General features: G+C 57.0%; 16 protein-coding genes. All 16 read left to right on the forward strand.

Going from position 1 to position 13,880, the window contains the following annotated elements:
• Positions 1-304, forward strand: a 304-nt coding sequence (locus tag KGZ66_00935; protein ID MBS3984162.1) for a hypothetical protein, incomplete at its 5' end; no start/stop codon positions are given.
• Positions 305-504: 200 nt separating this feature from the next.
• Positions 505-1,236: a prepilin peptidase gene (locus tag KGZ66_00940; GenBank protein MBS3984163.1), complete on the forward strand. Its 732-nt coding sequence runs from the start codon at positions 505-507 to the stop codon at positions 1,234-1,236.
• Positions 1,237-1,487: 251 nt separating this feature from the next.
• A complete protein-coding gene (locus KGZ66_00945) occupies positions 1,488-1,862 on the forward strand; it encodes a prepilin-type N-terminal cleavage/methylation domain-containing protein (GenBank protein MBS3984164.1) in 375 nt (124 codons plus the stop codon).
• Entirely contained in the window at positions 1,849-2,334 is a 486-nt protein-coding gene (locus KGZ66_00950) for a prepilin-type N-terminal cleavage/methylation domain-containing protein (protein ID MBS3984165.1), read from the forward strand. The genes KGZ66_00945 and KGZ66_00950 overlap by 14 nt, the downstream gene beginning before the upstream one ends.
• A gap of 240 nt (positions 2,335-2,574) precedes the next feature.
• Positions 2,575-3,816, forward strand: coding sequence for a pilus assembly PilX N-terminal domain-containing protein (locus KGZ66_00955; protein ID MBS3984166.1), 1,242 nt, complete (start codon positions 2,575-2,577; stop codon positions 3,814-3,816).
• Positions 3,817-3,875: 59 nt separating this feature from the next.
• Positions 3,876-5,390, forward strand: a complete 1,515-nt coding sequence (gene pilM, locus KGZ66_00960) for a type IV pilus assembly protein PilM (protein ID MBS3984167.1) — start codon at positions 3,876-3,878, stop codon at positions 5,388-5,390.
• A complete protein-coding gene (locus KGZ66_00965) occupies positions 5,387-5,908 on the forward strand; it encodes a PilN domain-containing protein (GenBank protein MBS3984168.1) in 522 nt (173 codons plus the stop codon). The genes pilM and KGZ66_00965 overlap by 4 nt, the downstream gene beginning before the upstream one ends.
• Complete coding sequence (locus KGZ66_00970) at positions 5,905-6,477, forward strand: type II secretion system protein M (GenBank protein ID MBS3984169.1); 573 nt, start codon at positions 5,905-5,907, stop codon at positions 6,475-6,477. The genes KGZ66_00965 and KGZ66_00970 overlap by 4 nt, the downstream gene beginning before the upstream one ends.
• Before the next feature lie 11 nt (positions 6,478-6,488).
• Complete coding sequence (locus KGZ66_00975) at positions 6,489-6,959, forward strand: type II secretion system protein (protein MBS3984170.1); 471 nt, start codon at positions 6,489-6,491, stop codon at positions 6,957-6,959.
• 24 nt (positions 6,960-6,983) lie between these two features.
• On the forward strand, positions 6,984-7,514 hold the full coding sequence (locus tag KGZ66_00980; protein ID MBS3984171.1) for a shikimate kinase: 531 nt from the start codon (positions 6,984-6,986) through the stop codon (positions 7,512-7,514).
• A gap of 3 nt (positions 7,515-7,517) precedes the next feature.
• Positions 7,518-8,579, forward strand: a complete 1,062-nt coding sequence (locus tag KGZ66_00985; GenBank protein MBS3984172.1) for an aminopeptidase P family protein — start codon at positions 7,518-7,520, stop codon at positions 8,577-8,579.
• 250 nt (positions 8,580-8,829) lie between these two features.
• The gene (gene efp / locus KGZ66_00990) at positions 8,830-9,387 is read left to right on the forward strand and encodes an elongation factor P (protein MBS3984173.1); all 558 of its coding nucleotides are present in this window, start codon (positions 8,830-8,832) and stop codon (positions 9,385-9,387) included.
• A gap of 24 nt (positions 9,388-9,411) precedes the next feature.
• Positions 9,412-10,710 (forward strand): class II fructose-bisphosphate aldolase, encoded by a 1,299-nt coding sequence (locus KGZ66_00995; GenBank protein MBS3984174.1) that lies wholly within the window; start codon positions 9,412-9,414, stop codon positions 10,708-10,710.
• Between the two features lie 24 nt (positions 10,711-10,734).
• Complete coding sequence (locus KGZ66_01000; GenBank protein MBS3984175.1) at positions 10,735-11,364, forward strand: redox-sensing transcriptional repressor Rex; 630 nt, start codon at positions 10,735-10,737, stop codon at positions 11,362-11,364.
• A gap of 350 nt (positions 11,365-11,714) precedes the next feature.
• A complete protein-coding gene (locus KGZ66_01005) occupies positions 11,715-12,056 on the forward strand; it encodes a hypothetical protein (GenBank protein MBS3984176.1) in 342 nt (113 codons plus the stop codon).
• A gap of 23 nt (positions 12,057-12,079) precedes the next feature.
• Entirely contained in the window at positions 12,080-13,870 is a 1,791-nt protein-coding gene (gene nuoF / locus KGZ66_01010; GenBank protein ID MBS3984177.1) for an NADH-quinone oxidoreductase subunit NuoF, read from the forward strand.
• Positions 13,871-13,880 lie beyond the last annotated feature (10 nt).

Here is a 13,880-nt window from a genome sequence, read left to right on the forward strand (position 1 = left end):
TATCGCCAACCGGACGATTCTGCAGTCGGCTGTCGAGCGGTACAACATTGACAACGGTAATTGGCCGGTAACAGGGCGGGCTCTGCCAACGGGAGCCACTGTAGTGCCATTGGTCGGCCCAGATTTAGCCAATTATCTACAAGGGGGTGTGTTGCCTCCCGTGAACGTTGCAAGTATGGGTGATCCTGATGGGACGGGCCCGTTGACAGGAGATACACTCACTACTCACCGTTGGGGCATTAACGCTGCTGGTGTGGTCATAATTGTGAACGCCGCCGGTGATGCAGTCGTGTGGCATCCTTAACTGCTACGAAGACCCCGACCCTGCCATGGGGCAGGGCTTTCTTTATTATGGAGCCACCTGCCTGCGGGGATGCCGTGCGTCTTACGCAGGTCTTTGTTTTGGGTCGATTCTTGGTTAGGAGGAAATGCAGGAACCTTGTCAAGCGGTGTCGAAGATTGACGATAGCGTGAAAACGCATTGCCAGGGCGGGAGTTGAGTTTGTGCCTTTTGTGTTTGCCGCAGTAGGGTCGTTTCTTAATGTGGTTATCTACCGCTTGCCGCGCGGCCAAAGCGTGGTTACGCCGCGCTCGCAGTGCCCAAACTGCGGGCATATGCTGAATTGGGTCGATTTAGTGCCCATACTTTCGTATCTGATGCTTAGAGCGCGTTGCCGCTACTGCAGGGCTAGGATTCCGCTCCGCTACGCAGCTATCGAGGCACTAAGCATGGTTAGTTTAAGTCTGGTCTGGTACAATACGGGCAATATCCTGCGCTGGCCTTATGTGGTGTTGGCGGCGCTCTTGATTGCCATCACCTTTATTGACTACGACCACTACTATATACCAGATAAGCTGCTGCTTGTCGGTGGGGGTGCGTGGGTTGGCTTACGCGCATTCCTCCCGTTTATTGACCCCCCGCGCGCATTGCTTGGGCTTGCCCTCGGCTTCGCCGTGATGTTGGTGATTTACTTGTTGGCGCGCGGCGGCATGGGCTTTGGCGATGTTAAGCTGACTGCGTTGCTCGGGTTGTACCTTGGCCCGGCACCTGTCATGCTTACGCTTCTTCTGTCATTTGTTGTCGGAGCGACAGCAGGGATTTTGCTTATGATATTGAAATTAAAGGGCAGAAAGGATATGCTCCCTTTCGGCCCCTTTCTTGCTTTAGGTGCCTTTTTCACAATGTTGTGTGGCCCTGCCATTATTTTGTGGTATACTCAAGTGATAGGGTTGTAGTGAGGGTCGCTTGTCCCTTGTCGCTTGTCGCTTGTGGGTGCCGCTAGTGAGCTGTGAGCTTTGAGCGGTGAGCGAAGAGGGGTGGACAGGTGAAAGGTGGAAAGGTCAAAGGGAAACCGGGCACCATCGCGACACCGCTCCACTAAGCACTAGGCACTGGGCACTAGGCACGCGCGCCACTCTTGCCTCTTGCTTCTCATATCTTGCCTCTTGCTTCTCATATCTTGCCTCTTGTAGAAAGGAGCCTTACCATGTCGGCATGCACGCGCTTGCGCCGCAGGAATGGTTTTACGCTGGTGGAAGTGCTGGTATCCGTGGCGATGCTTGGTATACTCGTATTGCCGCTTATGGGCATCTTTACGCAGAGCCTGCGCTCGGTGCACGCTGGCAGGGCACAGGTGACGGCGGCCTTTCACGCGCAACGGCTGATGGACGACTTTGTTTTGGCCGATGCCGCAGGACGCGTGCCGCTTGGCCGCACTGCCATTGACGGTACCTTTTCGTTTGAGCGCGCCGTGCGCACGCACCCGGGAACGGGACTAACCGAAGTAGTGATTACAGTGTTTTGGCAACAGGGAGCGATAGCGAGAACGCTGAGGGTGGTGAGCCTAGTTGCGCCGCGCTGAAGCAGGCTTGACCTTAATTGAGATGTTAGTGGCGGTCGGCACGATGGGGCTTGTGGCTGTAATTGTGGCCTCGCTCTTTGCCCAAGGGATGCACACCTACAGCGCCGGACAGGCCGCGGGCTTAGTAATTGCCGATGTGCGTTTTGCCGTCGAGCAAATCGCCACGCGCTTGAGAGAGGCTCGGCCCGATCATGTTGTGGTCGCCGACGCCGGACGTCAGATAACTTTTCAGGTGTGGGACAGAACGCTTCTTCCCCCCGGTTGGCGCACGCTGACCTATCGCTTGTCCGGGAACGATATTCGACTCAACGACCAACCTATGGCGTCTTACGTGCAGAGCTTGCAGTTTATGCTTACGGACGGAGGCCGCGCCGTAACTATCACCGTTACTACAGTAAGCTCCGTCTCCGGCGCTCGCCCCGGCACGGGTCTGCCGTTTACGTTTACGACGCGGGCGGTGCTCAGGAACTGAGGGCTGTCAGCTGTCAGCAATCAGCGAGCAGCTATCAGCTATGAGCGCTGAGCTTGAAGGCTTTAGGCGTTAGGCTCTAGGCGTTAGAAGTGCGGTGGAGCTGAGCTATCGTCCCCCTCCACTAAGTGCGAAGTGCAAAGTGCGAAGTGCGTCCACTGTTCCCCTCTGCCAGGAGCTAGGAGCCAGGAGCTAGCAGCCTCCCACCCCCCGCCCCCACCATCTCGCGAAAGGAGGCCCCCCATGCATTCGCAGCGCGGTAGCATACTCGTATTCGTCACTTTGACGGTCGCCATTCTCATGATTGTCGGCGCTACTTTTGCGACGGCTACAACCGCGGAGTACCGTTCTGCCATGCACCACACGCAGGGGACGCAGGCCTTTTATATTGCCGAGGCGGGGTTGAACTGGGCGCGTCATGGCCTTGGGAACGGCAGCATTGTGCTACCATCGATTGGCATAGAGCAGACGCATATACTGTATCGCAGCGCTGCTTTCGGCACGCCGGTGGGCACGCAGGTGCTGGCAGACATTGGCGAAATTGAGGTTGTGGTGCGGCGTCTAACCGCCTCGCGCATAGAACTGGTAGTCCAGGGGAGGCAGCAACTTGCGCGTCGCACGCTATCCATCCAAGCCGATGAAACAACCGACGTGGACGTTGAAAATGTGCTTGCTAGGCACCAAGTCGTTGGCGAAGTAAATCTCGGTGAAGAAGCTGAAATCCGCGGGGATATTTCTGCCGGTTCGTTTGTATGGGGGGAGGATGCTAGGATTATAGATGGGAAGGCCATTATTGGCCCGCCCTTGGCGTCGTTTCGACCGCCTACGTTTGTTTTCCCCAGCGGCCTTACGTCACGGGGAGCGGTGACAGTGCGCGAAGGAAGGTCGGCAAGCCTGTCGGTCAATAGCAGTTATACCGACGTGACGGTGCAGGAGGACGGCGTGTTGATAATTAACGTACCGGATGCCCGCGACGTGGTATTGAGTATCGAAAACCTTACCCTGCACGAGGACGCGCAGATAAACCGTACCGGTGACGGTACAGGGCGTGTTTTGTTGCATATCAGGCAGAGAATGATCATCGGTGAAGAAGCCCGTATCAACGGCCATATCGAGCGCATGATTGTGTACTATCACGGCACGACACGGTTAACGCTAGGTGAGGACTCTTCGCTGACGGGGATACTGGTGACCAACAACGCACCGGTAACACTGGCGGAAGGTGCGAGATTAGATGGGCATCTTATTACCGGGGCGACCGAGGTGCGTGTCAGTGAGGACGCAAGACTCGTCGGTGTGCTCTACGCGCCGCACGCGCGAGTCGATATAGGAGAGGGAGCTCTAGTAGAAGGCGTCTTGATTGCTGACCGCTTGTTTGTCGGCGAAGAGGGGAAAGTCAACCGCGCAGCCGGCGGTATAGAGAGTTTTACGCCTGCGCTTGGGCTGTGGTCGACTTATAGCTTTCACACTTGGGGCAGCAGATAATATCAACAGGCATGTAGATAGAGCATGTAGATAGAGATAGAGAGAGGGGGCCTGTGCGCTTGCACCCGGTGACACAAGAAAACCAAGAGCTAGCTAAAGTTATCACGCGGAGTGAACGCAACCGGGCCGCTCGCGTCAGGCGCAGCCGTAAGGCATGGGGAGTGGCGGGAATTGTGACCCTCGCTCTCGTCGCCGCCGTAGTCTACGCGGGCACAGAGCTAGAGAGGCTTTGGCACGCGAGCGCGCTATGGCTAACCGAGATGTGGAACAACTATGCGCACCGCTTAGACGTCTCTGTCGCGCAAAACGTTTCTGTCGCCTGGTTATGGGTATTTGCACCCCTGGCACTTATCGCCTCACTGACCCTAGGTGTGCGGTACTGGCGTCGCGTCAGGACACGCTCGGTACCTAGAGCGAGTGTTGCGTCACAAGAACCCGCACCTACTGCAGTTGCGCGCACTCGACCGGAACCCGTGCCGTCATCTCCCGCACTTACTCCTAAGAAACCGCCGCAGCGCGGTCTGTTTGCGCGACCGGTGCTAGGCATTGATGTCGGAAACTCGCAGATTAAGATGGTTGAGGTCGTGCCGGGTCAACCGCCGCGCGTCTTACGCTACGCGGTGGTGCCAACGCCGCGGGGCAGCGTAGAAAATGGTTTAATTAGGGACGCCGGAGCCTTAAGCGCCGCCATTTCCGAGGCCGTAAGTCGCGGCGGCTTCACGACACGCCGCGCCGCGACTACGCTCACGGGACAGAATTTGATGCTAAGGAAGCTCACTCTGCCCCCGATGCCCAAGCAAGAGCTGCGGGCGGCGATTGACTGGCAAATCGAGCAAGTGCTACAGCTAAACCGCGAGGATACTCTGACGGATTTTGCCGTCATGCCAGCTCGCGCGGGCGAACCTAATACCGTAATCTTAGTCGCCATGCAGCGCGAGCCCATCATTAACTTCGTAGATTTTATGGCTAACGCGGGATTTGAGATTATCCGCGTCGACATTGAGCCTTTGGCCATGTTTCGCTCCGCCCTCCTAGCGACGCAGTCTAATGTTAAGCGCGGCACGCACGTCGTCCTAGATTTTGGCGCGGGCACCACTAATCTAAGTGTGTTTCGTGAAGGTGTGCTGCAGACGGCGCGCGTGATTGCCATAGGCGGTAACCAGCTGACGCGCGCCATTATGCTGGAGCACCAGTTAGACTTCGAGCAGGCCGAGAAGGAAAAGATTGAGCATGGGCTTACGCCCGACAGACCACATTTTGCGCTGCTGGCCCCCGTGCGCGACCGTCTGTTTGGGGAAATAAACACTACGGTTAACTTCTATCTCACAGAAAATAAAGGCGTAACCATTGACACAGTGCAGGTGGCCGGGGGCAATAGTTTGCTCCCCTTCTTCACGGCCCAACTTGAGGAAAGTATCCGCCATGCGGTGCGCAGTGACCAGAAGGACTTTCGCGTGAACATCACTAATCCACTTACGCGTATGGCTCACGGCGTCTCGGCGGAAGACCTCGACTGGTACGGGGCTTCCCTGTGTGTCGCGATTGGCCTAGCGCTAGGGGAGGTTGTGCCGTGAAAATCAACCTGCTGCCGCTCGCACGGCAGAGGCAACCGTTTCCCTACCGTGCTATTCTCATTGCGGTGGTATGCGTGTTGTGTGTGGCGGCACCTGTTACTGCCTATAGCTATCGCCTGCTGCAAAACGTGCAGAGCCTCCGGAATGAGGTCGCCGGCCTGAAAGCGCGGTCAGATGCATTAGGGACGCTTGAGCCCCTGCTCTTGGAGTATGCGCGCTTGGAGCAAGAACTGCGGCGTGTGCGCGGCGAAGCTGTCCCCGAAAATGTCAAGCTGGTACCTTTCCTGGACGAGCTGGCGCGGCTTCTACCTGATCGCGTCTTTGTCACCGACTTAAGTATCGACGAAACGGGTATGCGGCTGAGTGGCGTAACGCCGTCTTACGCTTTGGCGGCAGAGTTTCTGCGAGTCTTAGCCGGCTCAGATTTGTTCGCGGAACCGGTGCTTAGCGTATTGCAGGCAGATGATCTGGGGCACCGCTTCGAGCTTACGGTAGAGATTAGGGCGGGGGAACAATGAAGCTTAACCGGCGTGAGGGCATACTGCTAGGGTTCCTGTTGGTCGTGTTAACTGGGGCATTGATTTACTTGTACTTGTGGCAGCCCCTGCTCTCCGAGCAGGCTGCTTTGCGTCACCAGCTAGAGACGCTGACAGGCACGCTCGACAGGCTGGAGCCTTGGGAAGACAAAGAGTCGGAACTTGCGGCGAGGATTGAAAATCTACGTGCGCAAATTCGCACGGTGACCGAAGAGCGTGAGCTCGGCATTCCCCTACCCGAATTCTTGACTATGCTCGAAAACGCAGCCGCCGCGACTGTCGTTAACCTTGAAAGCACGAGCATTGCGGTGGAAGACGTGGGCGCTGTTACGAACATGCAGGTTGCCGGCACCTACCATGACCTCTATCGTTTTCTCATGCTGCTGGAGGAGCAGGACGAAGCCTTAGTGCTGGAGGCACTGCAGTTTACCGGCACGGGACAGTCTCTGCAAGGGACGCTACAGGTTCGCTTGTTTAGCGGCGCGGTTATCGGTGAGCCCAAGGTGGGCGGGTTCCCCGGACGCTCGCCTTTTGCGGCGCGTCGGCAGTAGTGAGGTGCGAAGTGCGGAGCAGAGGAAGCGGCTTCACCATAATAGAACTCCTGGCTGTAGTCGGCATTATGGGGGTTCTGGCTCTGCTGGCGGTGCCGAGAGTCAGCGATGCGTTAATTAACGCAGAACTGCAGTCGACGGTGCGGCAGTTAGCATCGGATGCACACCACGTGCGCCAGCTTGCCATTATGCGAGGCGCTAATACGCGCATGGATTTTCTTAGGCTCTCCGGACACCCGCATCAAGTGAGGGTGTTTAACGAGCTCTCGCAGGAGATGAGAGAGTACCGTCGCGTATTGCCGGCAAGGATTACATTTGTTACTGCCGACGAGAACTTTGCCTTTAACTACTTAGGCGAGCCTATCGCTTTCGGCAATCCGACACCGAACTCTACTATTTGGATTCAGGCGTCTAATGGGCGCAGTATGTACCTTATCTTAAGCATTACCGGCCGCATCCGCATCTCGACTACACCGCCCTAACCAACTTGTAGGGACGTGACAACCATGATTGTGCTAATCGGCATGATGGGGAGCGGCAAGAGCAGCGTAGGTAGGGTCATCGCCCGCTCGCTCAACCTCTTGACCATCGACCTCGACCGAGAAATAGAGCGCCGCACCGGGCTGTCTGTGGCCGAGATTTTTGCTATCCATGGCGAGCCTTACTTCCGCCAAGTGGAGGAGGAAGCGCTGCTACGCTTGGCCCAGGCAGGGAAGCCGCTGGTGTTGTCGCTAGGCGGCGGGGCTGTGTTATCCGAGCGCGGTATGGAGGCGCTTAAACACAAGGCGCGAGCTGTCATCTATTTGCAGGCCTCCGTGCCGGAGCTACTCGCCCGCCTTAAGCGCAGCCGCATCAAGCGACCGCTACTTGAGAACGCGGCAGACCCCCATGCGCGCTTGGTGGAGCTATTGCACGTGCGCCGTCCGCTCTATGAGCGTTACGCCGACTTCACAGTCGATACGGACGGCAAGCTCTTGGCGGATGTAGCACAGGAAATCCTAGGGGTATTAGAATCTTACTCAAAGGGGTGTAGATAACTAATGGAAAGTAGACTAAACCGCCTGCGCGCGGGCCTGCCCGAGGGGCTTGACGCCTGTCTTATCGTCAAGCCTGAGAACAGGGCATATCTCACCGGCTTTACCGGTTCTAATGGCTATGCGCTCGTCAGCCGGGATGCGGCCTGGCTCCTTACAGATTTTCGCTATGTGGAACAGGCGGCTGTAGAGGCCCCGGAATTTACGGTGCAGGACTATCAGGCCTCGCTCTACGATTTTCTGCAGCAGTTACTCGCGGAGCACAAGCTGCAAAGGGTAGGCTTTGAGAGCGACTATATTACCTTTAGCATCTATCAGGCGCTAAAGGAGAAGCTACAGGCGGAGCTTGTGCCGCAGACCGGGCTAGTCGAAAAGCTGCGTATGGTCAAGGACGCGGCCGAGTTGTCTGCCATGCGGCAAGCTGCGGCCATAGCCGAGGAAGCGCTGCGACAGACTCTGCCTAAAATCAAGGTCGGTGTATCCGAAGCCTATATTGCACTGGAACTAGAAATAGCTATGCGCAGGCTAGGAGCCGACCGCGCTTCGTTTGACTTTATCGCGGCTTCCGGCCCGCGTTCGAGCTTGCCGCATGGCCGTGCAAGCAGCCGCCTTATTGAAGCGGGCGATTTCTTGACTCTGGACTTTGGGGCTGTATACAATGGATACTGCAGCGATATGACGCGCACCTTCGTACTTGGCCAGCCAAGTGCCAAACAGCTTGAGCTCTACAACACCGTGCTAAAGGCGCAGCTCGCCGCACTGGCAGCCGTTCGTCCCGGCGTTTTGGGCAAAGATGTAGACAAAGTCGCGCGCGACATTATCTCCGAGGCCGGCTACGGCGAGCGCTTCGGCCACGGCCTAGGCCACGGTATAGGCCGTGCCGTGCACGAGGGCCCCTCCGCCGGCACTAAAGGCGAGGATGCTTTGCAGCCCAATATGGTTATTACCATCGAACCCGGCATCTACATACCCGACTGGGGTGGAGTGCGCATCGAGGACATGGTCGTCGTGACGCCTAGCGGCTGCGAGAACTTCTATAGCTTTAGCAAAGAGCTAGTGGTGCTGTAAGCGTGCCTAGTGCCTAGTGCTCAGTGCTCAGTAGAGCCGTGTCGCAGTGGCACCCGTTCCCCTTTGACCTGTCCACCTTTCACCTTTCCACCCTTCCTACCGAGAGCTGAGAGCTGAGTGCCCTTCAAGCCCAAGCCTAGTTCACGATTCACGATTTCTGATTCATGATTGCCCCTGCTCACCGCTCCACTTTTCTTGTCTCTATTTTCTTGCTTCTTGCTTCTTGAATCTTGTACCAAGGAGGCCTCCCATGATTTCAACTAACGACTTTCGCACAGGACTAACCATTGAACTTGACGGCGCCGTCTATCAAGTAGTCGATTTTCAGCACGTCAAACCCGGCAAAGGCGCGGCTTTTGTGCGCGCTAAGCTCAAGAACGTAGAGACGGGCGCAGTACAGGAAACGACTTTCCGCGCGGGCGAGAAGGTAAACCGCGCGCACGTGGAGCGCTGCCAAATGCAGTACCTCTACGACACCGGCGATTTCTACACGTTTATGGACGAGAGCTCCTTTGAACAGGTCAACATTAACCACGATGTCCTAGGCGACGACATTAAGTTCCTCAAAGAAAACGAAAGCGTCACCATGATGATGTACAACAACCGCGTCATCGGCATAGAGCTACCGTATTATGTTGAGCTCGTGGTAAAAGAAACCGCGCCCGGGTTTCGCGGCGATACCGCCACGGGCGGCTCCAAACCCGCTACCATGGAAACGGGCCTTATTATTAACGTGCCATTCTTTATTAACGAAGGGGACAAGCTCCGCATTGACACCCGCACGCGCGAGTACCTCGACAGGGTCTAAGGCAATACGAAGGAGGGCAACGATATGCTTTTAACCGGAGCCGAGCTTAGGCAAGTTTTCGCGTTGGCATCACCGTTTACGGCGAATGGTCAGCTAAAACCTGAAGCAGAGCGCGTAACGCTCCTCGCCGCGAACGCCAACTTTCCGTTTGAACTTGAGATGCGGGCGTTTGCCATGGCCGCGGCAGCGGGAAAGGGTTCGCCTGTTATCGTGCAGCTCAGCCATAACGCCGCTGAGGCGGGCTCCGGCGACCCCGGCAAAATACCGACACTCGCCGGTGTAAAGCACTATTCACCCGACACTAACGTCGTGCGTGGCGCAGAGCTTGCCGCCGGGCAAATAGCGCGTTTCGCGGCCGAGTACGGCGCACGCTTCGTCGCCGTTTCGCTTGACCATTTTAAGGTGCCCGTCTATGCCCCGGCTAAGCTGCAGGACGCTCAGGCAGCCGACAGTCTAAGCCTTGCCCTAGCCGAGGCGCGAGTGCGCCATGCCGTCTCCTACATGCAGTCGACTTTCGGTGAAGAAGCGATGCTCGATGAAGCCACCCTAAGGCTCTACGCTCTTTACCTCACCGGCAAAGAATACATAACGTTTAGGCGCGATTTTCTGCGCGTAGTGGAGCGCGTGCGTCCCGCCTGGGGCATGATTGATACGGAAATGCTGCCGCCCGTGCTAGACTTTGTGGTTACGCGTGACATTACAGATGCGGTGCGCCATAGCCTCGGCAACCACGAAATTATCATCGAGGCTGAGTTTGGCGCCACCGGTACCGGCGGACAGGCGCTTGAGTACCGTCGTCTGACGGGAGCAGAGCTAGACAGGTTCGCGGCGCAAGTCGTGTCCTTTGTGCGCTACACGGGAGCCGACGCCATCGCCTATCCCATTGGCATGGAGCACGCCGCCAAAAAGGGCCAAAAACACGAGCCCGATGTACACCGCCTCGAGGTCGTGCAGACAGCTCTGTTTAGAGAGCTCGGACGCTATATTCCCTTTGCCCAGCACGGCGGCACCGGTGCCGCAAAAGTGGCGCGCGGGCTTGTCGGCAAGAACAATGTCAATACGCACTTTCTTGTCGCGGGTGCGCTGGCCATGGCTGAGTACGGCCTTGCACACATTGACGGAATTCGCGCGGGCGACAAGAAGTTCTGTGGTGCGACGGTCTTTAACAACTATCTGCAGGCAGTGGCCGAGGCGGCCCTGTTTAAACTCGGCGAAGTCGGGAGCCTTAACCTCGGGGCTCTGCTCGAGGAAAGCATAGGAGCCGTTCAGGGAAAAGCGTCGGTAGCTTCTGTGGGTAAGCCGCAGGGCGCGTACGACGAATAGGAGTATACGAAGAGGAGGAGGGCTATGGCCGGAAACATTCCTCGCCCCACAATTGAGAGGCTACCGCTGTATTTGCGGTGCCTGGCTAGACTTAAGAGCACCGGCGTGGACGTCGTGTCGTCGGAAGACCTTGGCAGGCTGCTTGCCATTACCTCGGTACAAATTCGCAAAGACCTCGCCTTTTTTGGTGAGTTCGGCCGCCGCGGTATCGGGTACGATGTCGACTCCCTAGCGCGGCAGGTTACCGCCATTTTGGGGGCCGATCAGCCGCAACGCGTCGCGCTGGTTGGGCTCGGGCACTTAGGGCAGGCGCTGGCGAACTACGAAGGTTTTCGCGAGCACGGGTTTAACATTGCCGTGATGTTCGATGCCGACCCTAGCAAAGTAGGTCTTACCGTAGCCGGACAACGGATACTGCCGGTTGACCGCATGTCAGACGTCGTAAAGCACACCGGCATTGACCTCGCCGTGTTGGCGGTGCCTGCACACGCAGCGCAACGCGTCACCGACATCTTGGTACAGGCAGGCGTGCGCGCCATCTGGAACTTCGCCCCCGTGCGCCTATCCGTACCCGAACACGTAGAAGTTCGCTACGAAAACCTTATCGTCGGCCTCCTCGCGCTGTCGTACTACCTGAAGGAAAGCAAACGTTGAAGCAAAAGGGACGGAGCTTTTTGCTTCACACCGGACGAACGGGGGGCTGCATGCGAGTGCCCAGTGCCTGCATTCGAGTGCTCAGTGGTCAGTGCCCAGTGCCCAGTAGAGCCGTGTCGCGCCCCGCTCACGGCTCTTCTAACGCCTCAAGCCTAACGCCTCAAGCCTAAAGCCTAACGCCTAATCCCCCTCCCCAAGCTCATGATTCGCGATTCCTGATTCATGATTGCCCCATCCGATTGACTCCACTCTTAGCACATGTTATCATCATATTGACCTCATTATTTTTTTCACAAGCCACGCGCTTTTTTTCACAAAGTTTGAATTTTTCGTTTTTAGGGGGAGACGCTGTGTTAACAATTACAGAACTCAACGAAATCCGCGCAAGAGTGAGGCAACACCTCAGTGTGCGCAAGGACGACAACGAGGTGCGGGTAATCATCTCGTCCGGTACGACGGCAATTGCGGCCGGCTCGCGGCAGCTAATGGCCGCAGCATTAGAAGAAATTGCCGCCCACGGCACCGCGAATGTTCAGGTAAGCCAGCGTGAGCTCGACGTCGAGGCCAACGAGCAACCCGCCGTCATCGTCGCCACAAACGGCAGTGAAGTGCTCTACAAGCGCTGCACGCCTGCGGAACTCCGCACCTTAATTCGCCGCTTCACGGCGAATAGAGCTGTAAACGCCAACTAGACCGACCCTTAAGGAGGATATATATGCAATACATTCGTTCGCATGTGCTTATCTGTGCCGGCACGGGCTGTACGTCTTCGGGGTGTAAGGCTGTCGAGCAGGCGATGTTAGCGGAGATAGAGAAACAAGGGCTCGCTAAGGAAGTTAAAGTAGTACAGACCGGCTGTTTTGGTTTCTGCAAAATCGGCCCGATCGTAATGGTATATCCCGAGGGGTCATTCTACTGCTATGTTAAACCCGAGGATGCGGCCGAGTTGGTGCACGAGCACCTGCTAAAGGGCCGCCTCGTGGAGCGCCTGCTGTATCGCGATGTGCAAAACCCTAAACCTACGGCCTTTTTTACGGACATCGGCTTCTACAAGAAACAATACCGCGTGGCCTTGGCCAATTGCGGCGCCATCGACGCCGAGAACATCGAGGAATACATCGGTGTCGACGGGTATCAGGCTTTGGCGAAGGTAGTCTCCTCCATGACCCCGGCCGAAGTCATTCACACCGTCAAGGCCTCCGGTCTTAGGGGACGGGGCGGCGGCGGCTTCTCTACAGGTACAAAGTGGGAGTTTGCGGCTAAGGCACCGGGAACGGTCAAATATGTGGTCTGTAACGCTGACGAGGGCGACCCCGGCGCGTTTATGGATCGCTCGATTCTCGAAGGCGACCCGCACTCTATCATTGAAGCGATGGCTATAGCCGGGTACGCCATAGGCGCCCGCCAAGGCTATGTCTACGTGCGCGCCGAGTACCCGATTGCCGTCAATCGCTTAAGCATAGCTATCGAGCAAGCCCGCAAGCTAGGCATCTTAGGGCAAGGCATCTTTGGCTCTTCCTTCTGCTTTGATATTTCCATTCGCCTCGGCGCAGGCGCGTTTGTGTGCGGCGAGGAGACCGCGCTCTTAGCCTCTATCGAAGGCAAGCGCGGCATGCCCAAGCCCCGTCCACCCTACCCAGCCATCAAAGGCTTGTGGGATAAGCCAACCCTCATAAACAACGTAGAGACGTTTGCCAACATCCCGCAGATAATTCTGCGCGGCGCGGATTGGTTTGCCTCCATGGGCACCGAGAACTCCAAAGGCACCAAGGTCTTTGCCTTAGCCGGCAACATCAACAATACAGGTCTGGTGGAAGTGCCGATGGGCACCACACTGCGTGAGATTGTCTACGATATCGGCGGTGGTATTCCTGATAACCGCGCTTTTAAAGCTTGTCAAACCGGGGGCCCGTCCGGCGGGTGTCTACCTGCCTCGCTGCTTGACACGCCGGTTGACTACGATTCACTCACCGCGGTAGGTTCCATGATGGGCTCCGGCGGTCTAATCGTGATGGACGAGAATACTTGCATGGTCGACGTGGCGCGCTTCTTTCTTGAGTTTACGCAAGACGAGTCCTGCGGCAAGTGCGTGCCGTGTCGCGAAGGCACCAAGCGCATGCTAGAGGTGCTCGAGGACATCACCAAAGGCCATGGCACTCCGGCTGACATCGATTTGCTCGAAGAGCTCGCGACGACTATTAAAGGCGCATCGCTCTGCGGTCTCGGGCAAACTGCCCCGAACCCCGTGCTTGCCTCCCTGCGCTTCTTCCGGGACGAGTTTAACGCCCACATTCACGCCAAGAAGTGTCCGGCAGGCGTTTGCCAAGAGCTATTGACCTTTAGCATCATCCCCGAGAAGTGCAAGGGCTGTACGCTTTGCAAGAAGGTGTGCCCGGTCGACGCCATCGCCGGCGCAGTTAAGACAGTGCATACCATTGATACGGCAAAGTGCATCAAGTGCGGCGCCTGTATCCCCAAGTGTCCGTTTAAGGCCATTGTGCGCTAGCAGAGGAGAG

Source organism: Selenomonadales bacterium (assembly GCA_018335585.1).
Lineage (GTDB): Bacteria > Bacillota > UBA994 > UBA994 > UBA994 > UBA994.

Excerpts from the sequence above, each read along its gene's own strand:
- KGZ66_00945 (MBS3984164.1), top strand. The coding sequence starts at position 1,488 with ATGTCGGCATGCACGCGCTTGCGCCGCAGGAATGGTTTTACGCTGGTG.
- KGZ66_00985 (MBS3984172.1), top strand. The coding sequence starts at position 7,518 with ATGGAAAGTAGACTAAACCGCCTGCGCGCGGGCCTGCCCGAGGGGCTT.
- nuoF (MBS3984177.1), top strand. The coding sequence starts at position 12,080 with ATGCAATACATTCGTTCGCATGTGCTTATCTGTGCCGGCACGGGCTGT.
- KGZ66_00995 (MBS3984174.1), top strand. The coding sequence starts at position 9,412 with ATGCTTTTAACCGGAGCCGAGCTTAGGCAAGTTTTCGCGTTGGCATCA.
- KGZ66_00980 (MBS3984171.1), top strand. The coding sequence starts at position 6,984 with ATGATTGTGCTAATCGGCATGATGGGGAGCGGCAAGAGCAGCGTAGGT.
- KGZ66_00955 (MBS3984166.1), top strand. The coding sequence starts at position 2,575 with ATGCATTCGCAGCGCGGTAGCATACTCGTATTCGTCACTTTGACGGTC.
- KGZ66_00970 (MBS3984169.1), top strand. The coding sequence starts at position 5,905 with ATGAAGCTTAACCGGCGTGAGGGCATACTGCTAGGGTTCCTGTTGGTC.
- efp (MBS3984173.1), top strand. The coding sequence starts at position 8,830 with ATGATTTCAACTAACGACTTTCGCACAGGACTAACCATTGAACTTGAC.
- KGZ66_01000 (MBS3984175.1), top strand. The coding sequence starts at position 10,735 with ATGGCCGGAAACATTCCTCGCCCCACAATTGAGAGGCTACCGCTGTAT.